Consider the following 10,483-nt stretch of genomic DNA (forward strand, 5'->3'; position numbering starts at 1 on the left):
GCACTGATTCGTTCTGAGCCTTCGAGTTGTTGAATATGTCTGCTTTTTCTCTATCCTTTACTAAATAGGACTACCAGCTATTGTATCACCACAAACTCGAAAGTTCTAATTTCAATATCGATCGCCCTGTCGGTGAAAAAAGACAAGGGTCGATCGCCTCCACACTTTTGATCGATCGCCTATCAATAAAAAAAGTAAGGGGCGATCGTATCTACCCCCTCATCTCCTGTTGTCTGGTAAGGAGATAAATAGGTGACGAAGTGCGATCGCCTTGCTAATCTGAAGTTCCCCCATTGACAAAAGGCGTATTGATGGAGTAGCAAGCTTTTGAAAGATGTAGGCTCCGGTTCTACTGGGTACAAATTAGGGGAACACCCAGCAAATCCAAAGCTTTTTGTTGCACGATTGTCGGTTGAGTAATCTTGTCAAAAACCCAACTCGCACCCTCAATGCTTCCTACAATTTCATTATGGGCGATCGTACCTAAATCAGCTAGTAAAGTCTGGAAGCTATGCACTGGTAAATTATCGGCAGTCCGCTTAGTCCTGGCTTTAGCCTTAGTCCGATCGCTTTTGGTTGCCTTTACCACAGATGTTTGTTTGTGGTGGGCCGATTCCCAATCGTCTTCATCAAACAGCATTGGTGCTAATCGAGAACGCATCTGGTATTCTACGTAATAGGCTAACATACATAAAAACACGTGAGCCCTAACTCGATCGCTGTTGCGGTGGTAAATCGGTCGCACCTTTAAATCCACAGTCTTAAAACTCCGAAAAGCCTGCTCTACTTGAGATAGGCTTTTATACGCCCTCACCGTTTCTGTTGCCGATAAAAGCTCAGACTCGACTGAAGTCCGAATCACATATAACCCATCTAATGCAGCTTCGCTGTCAATACTTTGCGTGTTTCTTTCGTAACTAAAACTGTTCTCTTGAATATCCAGCGTGAAATGCTTGGCAACTTTGTAAAGATTCACCACCTTTCCCACTTTCAGGGCAATATTTGATGCCCCTGTTAAACGCTTTTTCTGTCTCGTTGTCGCAGCAACTATTTTGGATAGTTCTTTTTCAGTTGCTTGCAACAATTCTTCTCGGGTTTTGGCTCGCTCTGCTGCTAGCAGGGGATTGCGGCAAGCAATTAACCGTTCTCCCGGATAGTCCTCTGACGAGATTTCAGCGATGTTTTGTTCGTCAAATAAAGATAGTTGAATCGATTCTTGCTCGACCAAGCTGCGGATTTGTACCGCCCTCCGGGCGCTAATCCAATCGAAACTACGATCGGCGGTTTGAAAATGTTTTTGAATTGTGGTTGAAGAAATGATGCCTCGATCGCCCACCCAAATTATTTTGGCAATCCCAAATCTTTCTTTGAGCTTGGTAATTTGATTGCTTAAGGTTTTTGGGTCAGCAGTATTGCCCTCAAATACTTCAACTGCGATCGGGCAGCCAGAAGCATCGCACATTAATCCAAATACAATCTGCAATTTACCTCTTTTGCCATCCCGATTGTAACCGTACCGGGCTAACGGGCAAGTTTTGCCCTCAAAGTAACTGCTCGATACATCATACAGCACCAAGGTTGATGATGCTAAATGAATGGAAGCCAAATTATTCTCGATCGACTCTTGTCTGGATAAGAGCCAGTCCATTGCCAAATATAATTCATCTTCATCGGCACCCTCGATTCCCAAAATTTTGCCAATACTTGAGAAACAAGTTTCGTCGTTGAATCCTCTGGCTGTAGCAAGTTTCGATCGCGGGTCGATAATTCTGGCGATTATCATCGCCAATACTAATCTTCTGTTGCGGCTATTTTCGGAACTAATTAAATTGTGTAAGCCAGTATTTTTCAGGCTGCCCAATACTGCAGCTACGTGGCCGTGCGGGCGGGAGCGAGTAATTTTAAAAGAGTCAGGTAAGGAGGCGATCGTGACGCCACCTTTTAACAAGGCTTGCAGACCATTTACGGCATGGTCTGGTAATTTTGATAAGTTTGCCAGGGTGCGTTTACGTACTTTTCCACCTTCGCGGTAGGACTCGCGAAGCAGTACGGCTGGCGGAGAATTTCTGTTGGGAACACGTTCGATATACATGGCTACTATTATGCCACACCTGCCGATCAGGTAATCTTAAGACAATCTTAAGATACATGGGTACGAGAAAGGGTGCAAAAAGCTGACTTTTACTTGCAGCGTAGGGGTTTGCTAGATCTGAACATCCCTTCTACGGGGGGAACTTCAGGCTAATAGAATGGGGATTGGCCGGCATCTTTGTAAGGTGATAGAGGCCATAATACCCAAGATTTTATCCAGGATTGGGGCAAGTACCAATATTTGTCAAACCTTGAGAGATAACTTCTAGAGAAAGACCTCCCAGCGGCGCTCCAAATTGCTGGCGTAACAATCCGAACAATGACGGTGCTACGTGGCAAATCTCTTTACTGGAGTTGATGTACATCACTCTGCCTTGGTTGTTTGGTGGCACATAAAGCCCTTGATGCCATAGACAACCACCTCGAAAATTATAGGGAGTAAAAGGTGCATTTCCTCTACTCGGCATACCTCTATTAACAAATAGCCTCAACTGGGGAGGATTGACAATGTGACACGAAGTTTTCTCGGTGTTATTCCAGTAATAGTTGTGACCTTGACTCGCATAGATACCAGATGGAATATTTGGAGGTGGTGGATTCTGATCTACCCCTGGTAATGCAGAAGCAAAAATTCCAACTCCAGAAATCATGCCCACAATCAATTTTTTCATACTTATCTCCTTTTACGGATTCATATTTAACAATCTAAGTGTCAAACAATACCTTCCCAATCCAAACCCAAGCCCGATCGCCCTGTCAGTCGGATTGAGTCTGAACTTTTCCAGAAAAATTTGCTCAAATGTCCCAAATATCGGATAATATCGGAAAAACCTGCCTATCTGACCGAGCGATAGACATTGCAGAAGCCTGAAAACTGGTAGATGAAATTCTGTTCACCAATACAGACGATGAAACTAATTTTTATCCTTTTCCACATCATAGACCGATCGCACAAAACTGCAAAGCGAAAAAAGACGGAAAAAGACGGGTCTTTCTAAAATCGCTATGCAAGGCGGAAAAAGACTGATAAAGACGGATAAAGTCGGGTATACTAACTAGAGTTTTCTGACACCCCTACTGATGGACACTGCCCATACCTTGCAATTTGTAGATGAAGTGGTCTGCGCGAAGACTGGCAAACATCTCAATGACTTGCAGCGCGGAATTATCGAGGGAATACTGGGGAGCATCTCATATTTGTAAAAATACTTCTTCTGGCTCCTTCCTTCTTGTGGCTCCTTCCTTCTTCCTCTTTCCTTCTGCCTCCTGCCTCCTGCCTCCTGCCTCAAAACTCCAATTTCTAGCTTGGCCGCAAAGGTGAGATGCTCCCGAATACTGAAGCGACAAAAGTATTCTGATATTGCATATACTTATGGCTGTACGGCGGGTCATGCTAAGGATGTAGGTTACAAGCTTTTGCATATGTTATCTGATGTTTTCGGCGAATCAGTTGATAAACGTAATCTTAAATCTGTCCTAAAACGGCAATCAACTATAAAGATTGCTTTAAATAATAGTAATAATATTGAGGGTGATAGCAACACAATTAACTATATCAATGCTTGCTCAGAACTATCCACTCCTACCCCAGATAAAAGTCAGCCTCCGACTCCCGACTACCAGGATGGCACGAATCAAGTTAAAATTGAAATGGTTGGTAAATTACGACAGTTGGGATTGAAGGATGAGCAAATTGCAGAGGTGCTAGGGTTGGCCTGGGAGGTGGTGAAGCAGATAGATTGATAATAGCTTTTAGTTGTTTAAAACACACATCCTCAGTCAGGAGGTATAAGTTTTATGTTTGCAGTTGTCACGCCAGAAAAAATTCATTTGCGCCCAGGAACACTTATAAAATTTGCCGGAAACTGGCAGGATTACCAAGCACTTGTAGCACAATTGGGCGATCGTCAGATTCCACGCATCAAATATCGACCAGGAGAGATTTTGTTAATGTCCCCTTTACCAGTACACGGAAAACAATCTCATATTATTGCAATGGTGGCAATGGTTTTCCTAGATTACTTGGGGCGAGATTATGAAGCGTTTACACCAATTACGATGGATTTGCCGGAGGTAAGAGGAATTGAACCAGATTATTGTTTTTATATCGATAGTTGTGCGACAATTATTGGTAAAGATCGGATTGCTTGGGGTGTTGAACCGCCGCCCGATCTAGTAATCGAAGTAGACGTAACTAGCTACACGGATTTAGATGATTACTTGCCTTATCAAGTGCCGGAAGTGTGGCTGTTTAAGAAAAATAAGCTCAGAATTTACGACTTGCAAAACGATCGATATGTAGAAAGTTCAGTTAGCCGTTATTTTTCCAATTTTAATCTATCAGAAATTGTGGAGGAATGCTGGCCAATGTCGCGCGATCGCCCTACAAGTACAGTCATTCGGGAGTTGCGGCAAAAAATTGAAAGGGAGAACGGTTGAATCATATCGTGTCCGGTGAATTGACCATAATTCCTGTAGGGGCAGGTTCACCAACAATAATCGCCTAAAACCCACAATTATCATAAACCTGCCCCCGCCCACCGACTACAAACAATTTCGATCGTGGTTAATCAAACAAACATGGTATTCTGCCAAAGCTTAATACTTTTATCACTGCTGCCGCTAGCCAAAAACTCTCCTTCCGGGCTAAAATTCACGGAATAAACCGAATTTGTATGCCCGGAAATATTACAAATTTCTCCACCATCTCTAACCCGCCAAATTTTGATAGTTTGATTGCTGCTACTAGCCAGAATCTCGCCATCGGGACTAAAAGCAATAGAATCAACATACCAAGAATGTCCTGTGATAGTTAAAACTTCTTGCCAATCTTTTACCCACCAAATTTTAATAGTATTGTCATGGCTACCGCTAGCCAAAAACTCTCCATTTGGACTAAAAGCTATGCAGCGAACGGAGTCTGTATGACCTGTAAGTGTGCGAATTAGCTTCCCATCTTTAACTCGCCAAATCTTGATTGTTCTGTCCCAACTGCAACTAGCAAGAGTTTCCCCATCCGGGCTAAAAGCAACAAAATAAACTAAATTAGTGTGACCCGCAAGGGTGCGAATTTCTTGCCCGTCTTTGACTCGCCAAATCTTGATTGTTTTGTCCCAACTGCTGCTAGCAATAATTTCGCCATCGGGACTGAAAGCTGCGCTGTAAACTGAGTTAGTGTGACCGATCAGGGTGCGGATTTCTTGTCCATCTTTCATCCGCCAAAGTTTAACAGTTTTGTCGTGGCTGCTGCTGGCTAGCATTAGTCCGTCCGGGCTGAAAGCTACTGTATAAACTGAGTTAGTATGACCTGTAAGAGTCACTATTTCTTGCCCGTCTCCTACTCCCCACAGCTTGATTGTTTTGTCATCGCTGCCGCTGGCTACAACTTCTCCGTTGGGGCTGAAAGCAACAGAGTAAATTAAATTTTTGTGACCTGTTAGGGTGTGAAGACATTGCCAGTTATAGGTTTGCTGTTGGGGGTGGGCGGGAGTTTTGCCGGGTTTAACTAACTTGAAATTTGTTTGAGGAATTGCTAGATCGATCGCCACTTGGGGATTAATTTCTTTTAATACTTCAACAGCCGTTTGATAGCGGCGGTTGGTAGCATTTTCAATCATTTGGTCTAAAATTTTCCCGAGTTGTTCACTCACCGGGTTGTTGGCTAAATACTGCCGCCATATCCAGGCATCTTCACCAGGATCGAAGAGGTCAAAAGGGGAAACTTGAGTTAGCAAATACAAACAAGTTACGCCTAAACTGTACAAATCGCTGGTAAAAAATGCTTTGCCTCTAGCTTGTTCGGGGGCGATGTATTCGGGGCTGCCGATGCTGGTTCCTGTTTTGAGTAATGCTGTACCTGTGGCAATTTTTGCGGCGCCAAAGTCTACTAAAACTAATTGTTTGTCGGCGCGGCGGATGATGTTCCCGGGTTTGATGTCTCGGTGAATAACGTTGTGGGAATGGATGAAGTGAAGGACGGGTAATAAACTATTGAGTAATTCTTGAATTTGATTTTCTGTAAATGTGCCTTCTGTTTCTACAATTTGTGCTAAATTTTGCCCGTCGATAAATTCTTGGACTACATATTGTCTGCTGTCTTGGATGGAATAGGCTAATAGTTCTGGAATTTGAGGGTGTTTGCCCAATTCGTCTAATCGCATTGCTTCTTGTTCAAAAAGTTCGGCTGCTTTTTTGCTGTTGCGATTGCTTGCTGATGGGATGAGTTGGATTTCTGGGGGTAAAAATTGTTTGATGACGCAGCGAGGTTTTGAGGGTTTGTCTTCGTCAACGGCGAGGAATGTTCTACCAAAACCGCCTTGCCCGATCGCCTTTATAGCCCGGTAGCGATCGCGCAGCAGTAGTTTTGAACGGCAATTCCTGCAAATTTTGGCTGCGGGAGGGTTTTGTGGCTTGGAACAGTTGGGGTTTAGGCAGTAACTCATTCGATTTTAGATTTTAGATTTTAGATTTTGGATTTGGGATTACGGATTTTAGTTTTTATGTTTTTGAATATTTGCACTAGGCAATAAATATTATACCTCTTTAGATTTTAGATTTTGGATTTGGGATTACGGATTTTAGTTTTTATGTTTTTGAATATTTGCAGGAGGCAGTAAATATTATACCTCTTGCCCGACTCTATAAAATTTATAGGACTTATTCTCAGAGGGGTTTTACGCGCGAATTATAGGGGTAAGGTGCGGGGCCCGGCGCACCCTACAGATAGAGGTTTTGCTAGTCCTGAATTAACTCTTTTAAAAATTCCACATAACGGGGTTATCGTCTAAATGATCGGTGACGGTTCGCCCGATCGCGTCAATCTCTTTTAATTCCTCTTCACTCAATTTTACCTCAGCAGCTTTAGCATTTTCGGCTGCTTGTTCCCCGTCGCGCGCGCCGACAATTGCATTTGTTTGTGGCTGGGAAATCAACCAGGCTAAAGCTAAGTTGCCCAAGCTTATCTGGTGGCGATCGGCAATTGGCCTGAGTTGATTTAATGCTGTTTGCACTCGATCGTAATTTTCTTTGATGAACAGCTTATTTTTTGCGCGGTGGTCGCCTTCTTCAAACTTGTGTTCTGGCCCGAATTTACCTGTCAATATTCCTTGAGCTAGAGATGAATAGGCAATGATGGAGATATGATTGTCCACACAATAGGACATCGCATCTTTTTCTACCCAGCGCCAAAACAGAGAATATGGCGGTTGCAAGCTGTCGATGCGTCCGTATTGGGCGGCTTCTTCTATTTGGGCGCGGGAAAAGTTGGAAACGCCGATCGCCCGAATTTTTCCCTGTTCTTTTAACTTGTTCAGGGCGTCCATTGTTTCTGCAATTGGCACTAACTCGGAATCCCAAGTGCCAGCGGGCCAGTGGATTTGGTAAAGGTCGATATAATCGGTGTTGAGGTTTTTTAGCGATCGCTCGCACGCTTCGATTAACAAATCGGGTTTCAGGTGGTTGGCGAAAACTTTGCTAGCATAAACTACTTGCCATCGCACATCTGAAAGTGCTTGACCGATAATTTGTTCCGAATGCCCTTCTCCGTAAACCTCAGCCGTATCAAAGGTGGTAATACCTGCCTCAAAAGCCGCGCGCATTGCTTTGACAGTTTCAGCATCCTCAATTCCCACCCACATCCGCTTCCCAGCTTGCCAAGTCCCCATAATTATCGGGGTAATCTGAATTTGTGATGTTCCCAATTGTCGCTTTTGCATACCCTAAGTCCTCATTTATATTTTTAGTATTCACCCTCAAGCTCTCTAATCTTAACAGAAAAAAGTTGGGTAGTCATGCACAGTAATGATATCGTTTTTTTATGCAAAAATTATAGTGAGGTACAAAGTTAAAAATTGCCCCAATATGGTTTGACAGTTTTTTTGAGAAAGACAAGGTTTTACCAACCAAACGAGAAATTCACGGGCGTAAAGTATTATTAAGTGTTTCACTATAAGTGGTTTTCCCCGATTTTTTACCTACAGGTCGATGTCTTTTAAAAGGTAGCAGTTCTGAATAATATTCCCAAAAATCAGTATAACAAACAGCACATTGTCTCTAGACCAATACGGTTCAGTTAATGTTTTTTTGTCCGAAGAGAGCTTTGCGCGATACATAAGCCCTTCGGGCAGGAGTCGCCAACGCAGGATCTGTTTTTCACAGGGTTTTGTCTCCATGAGTGTCTTATGTGAACTCTATTGACCTATGGACATTTTATTGGCAAAATACAACCTTTTGCTAGCAATCCCTCAATCCATTCTACCCTCGTCCCAAACTACCTTGTAAAGCAATAATTTAATTCTGTAAAATCAGTTTTGCATCTTGTGTTGCTTGAGAATTTTAGCGGGACTGATAAATGAAATGCCCTGAGAAGAAGAGGTACTAATCATGACAGCTTCAATGACAGGCTCATAAACCGTTTTTTCTGCAACCCACTCCACAATAAAGTTTGCACCTGAGCCTCCACTTGTATCATCTGCTGCAATAAAAAAGTCTGTGGAAGCAAGGGGCTTGAGTTCTACTGGACTCTTAATGTCGTGCCTAATCAATTTCCCATCACTATCGTAGTAACGCACCGAAGTAATAATAATCGAATTTGTCAGATCCGTATTGCGGATACTGAGCGTGGCTGACAAATTCATGATCTGATCCTGGCTATTGTAGTGATAAATATGTGAGTAAATAGGGACATATACGGTTTGTCCCATCACAACTTTTGTTTTATCTAACGGGACTGCTTTCAGTGAAATTTCACGTTTTATATCGGGTTGTTGTCTTTGTGAGGTAGTTTGGTCCCAACAAGAGCTCAGGACGATCGCGGCGATCGCCAAACCAACCCAGAAATCATGTTTCAGCTTCATCGGCATTCATCCAAATACACCACATATAGCCTTTCTCAGTAACATGAGGTGCTCTCGCGGGTATAGGGCATAGGGCATAGGGCATAGGGCATAGGGCATCAGTTGCGAGCGGTGTGTACCTCATTTTATTGAGAACCGCTATACATTACAGTTACGTATAAAGCAGAGTGTACCTTCTCTCTCGTTTGAGGCGGCTTAGTGATAAGGTTTGAGCGGCAGTTCAACCTGGAACGTTGAGCCCAGGCCCACTGCACTCGTCACCTGTATTTGTCCGCTGTGTGCCTTGACAATTTGTTGGACGATCGCTAACCCTAGTCCAAATCCACCACTATCGAGCTATCGCTCGGTGTCTACTCGATAGAAGCGATCAAAAATATAGGGTAAGTCCGCTTCTGAAATACCGATTCCCGTATCGATTATCTGAATAACTGCCAAATTGGAATGAAGAACTAGGCGTATCTTTACAGTTCCGCCAATGGGAGTATATTTACAGGCGTTGTAAAGCAAGTTTTCGACTACTTGCCGTAGCAAATCAGGGTCAGCCAATAATTCAATCCGTTGTTCCGGTGATTCGCAGGTAAGTTTGATATTTTGGGCTTCTGCAAGTGCGAGAAACTGGGTTGCTAAATTGCTGAGGAGCTCGTTGAGATTGATTAACCTGAGCGATTCCGGTGCAAGTCGCCCCTGATGACGAGCCAACAGCAGTAAATTATTCACGAGCGCTCCCATTGATTTTGCGGTATCTACAATGTTTTCTAAGGGAGGATGGTAACGTGAATCATCAGCCGCGATGAGCAACCCAAGCTGGGCATTAGTGAGAATGGCAGACAGGGGCGATCGCAACTCGTGAGAGGCATCGGCTGTAAAGCGCTGAAGCTGCTGATAGGCTTGCCGAATCGGTTGCATCGCCAGCCCGCTGAGAAACCAACCTGTGAGGGCAATTAAGCCCAGTGTCAGCGGGACAGCGAGAGTGAGCACAATCTGAAGCTGAGTGAGGCTGTTTTGAGTTTCGGTCAGGGGAGTTGCAACCTGAAGATAACCGAGTACCCCTGTTCTACCTTCAACGGGTAATGTCACCTGACGCAGCCAGATTCCTTTTCCCAAAAGTGGATCGGTCGATCGAACTGTGAGATAATCAAAAGGCGTATTTAACCGATCGGGAGGAGAATTCCCAAAAAAACGAACTAGCCGCCCTTGTGCGTTATACCAGCGCACGTAAATCAGATCTTCAGCAAGGGGATGCGAACCACTGCCTAACAAGGAAACATGACTCAGATCGACCTGGTTCGGGTTTTGGCGAACTTCATAATGCACGCTGGCAGCCATGACTCTAGTTTTGTCATACAGCAGTCGATCGAGCGCCTCTAGTTTATCTTTTACCTCAATCTGATAAATCGCCCCAGCAAACAGCACGAGAATGCTTCCCATTGAGAGGGTGAACCAACGAGCCAGATTGCGACGGTTAAACTAAGCGATTCCCTCACGGGAACCACTCGTCTTCAGAACCGGACGTGACACTTTCGCGTCATCCGGCTCCT

Annotated in this window: 8 protein-coding genes and 2 pseudogenes; 2 read left to right on the top strand and 8 right to left on the bottom strand. The window is 44.0% G+C overall.

The features are described 5' to 3' along the window. Window positions 1-349: 349 nt before the first annotated feature. The 3 genes from QUB12_RS35165 to QUB12_RS35175 form a co-directional block, all read right to left on the bottom strand. Window positions 350-2,092: an IS1634 family transposase gene (locus tag QUB12_RS35165; protein WP_333147864.1), complete on the bottom strand. Its 1,743-nt coding sequence runs from the start codon at window positions 2,090-2,092 to the stop codon at window positions 350-352. A gap of 211 nt (window positions 2,093-2,303) precedes the next feature. Continuing rightward, entirely contained in the window at window positions 2,304-2,762 is a 459-nt protein-coding gene (locus QUB12_RS35170; RefSeq protein WP_333310760.1) for a hypothetical protein, read from the bottom strand. Window positions 2,763-3,282: 520 nt separating this feature from the next. After that, the gene (locus tag QUB12_RS35175; protein WP_333310762.1) at window positions 3,283-3,513 is read right to left on the bottom strand and encodes a hypothetical protein; all 231 of its coding nucleotides are present in this window, start codon (window positions 3,511-3,513) and stop codon (window positions 3,283-3,285) included. On the opposite strand from QUB12_RS35175, the gene QUB12_RS35180 reads away from it, so the two are divergent. Together QUB12_RS35180 and QUB12_RS35185 are read left to right on the top strand one after the other, a co-directional pair. After that, entirely contained in the window at window positions 3,514-3,834 is a 321-nt protein-coding gene (locus QUB12_RS35180; RefSeq protein ID WP_333310763.1) for a hypothetical protein, read from the top strand. A 54-nt stretch (window positions 3,835-3,888) separates the two neighbouring features. Then, the gene (locus tag QUB12_RS35185; protein WP_333310765.1) at window positions 3,889-4,530 is read left to right on the top strand and encodes a Uma2 family endonuclease; all 642 of its coding nucleotides are present in this window, start codon (window positions 3,889-3,891) and stop codon (window positions 4,528-4,530) included. A 131-nt stretch (window positions 4,531-4,661) separates the two neighbouring features. Here QUB12_RS35185 and QUB12_RS35190 read toward each other — a convergent pair whose 3' ends face one another. The 5 genes and pseudogenes from QUB12_RS35190 to QUB12_RS35210 form a co-directional block, all read right to left on the bottom strand. Next, on the bottom strand, window positions 4,662-6,533 hold the full coding sequence (locus tag QUB12_RS35190) for a serine/threonine-protein kinase (RefSeq protein ID WP_333310767.1): 1,872 nt from the start codon (window positions 6,531-6,533) through the stop codon (window positions 4,662-4,664). 312 nt (window positions 6,534-6,845) lie between these two features. Further along, a complete protein-coding gene (locus tag QUB12_RS35195; RefSeq protein WP_333310769.1) occupies window positions 6,846-7,805 on the bottom strand; it encodes an aldo/keto reductase in 960 nt (319 codons plus the stop codon). 73 nt (window positions 7,806-7,878) lie between these two features. Next, window positions 7,879-8,142: pseudogene (locus tag QUB12_RS35200) on the bottom strand (IS1 family transposase); the annotation flags it as partial. A 251-nt stretch (window positions 8,143-8,393) separates the two neighbouring features. Next, on the bottom strand, window positions 8,394-8,945 hold the full coding sequence (locus tag QUB12_RS35205; RefSeq protein ID WP_333147514.1) for a DUF3124 domain-containing protein: 552 nt from the start codon (window positions 8,943-8,945) through the stop codon (window positions 8,394-8,396). A 195-nt stretch (window positions 8,946-9,140) separates the two neighbouring features. After that, a pseudogene (locus tag QUB12_RS35210) lies at window positions 9,141-10,373 on the bottom strand (sensor histidine kinase). Between the last annotated feature and the right edge of the window lie 110 nt (window positions 10,374-10,483).

Source organism: Microcoleus sp. B7-D4 (genome assembly GCF_036705125.1).
Lineage (GTDB): Bacteria > Cyanobacteriota > Cyanobacteriia > Cyanobacteriales > Microcoleaceae > Microcoleus.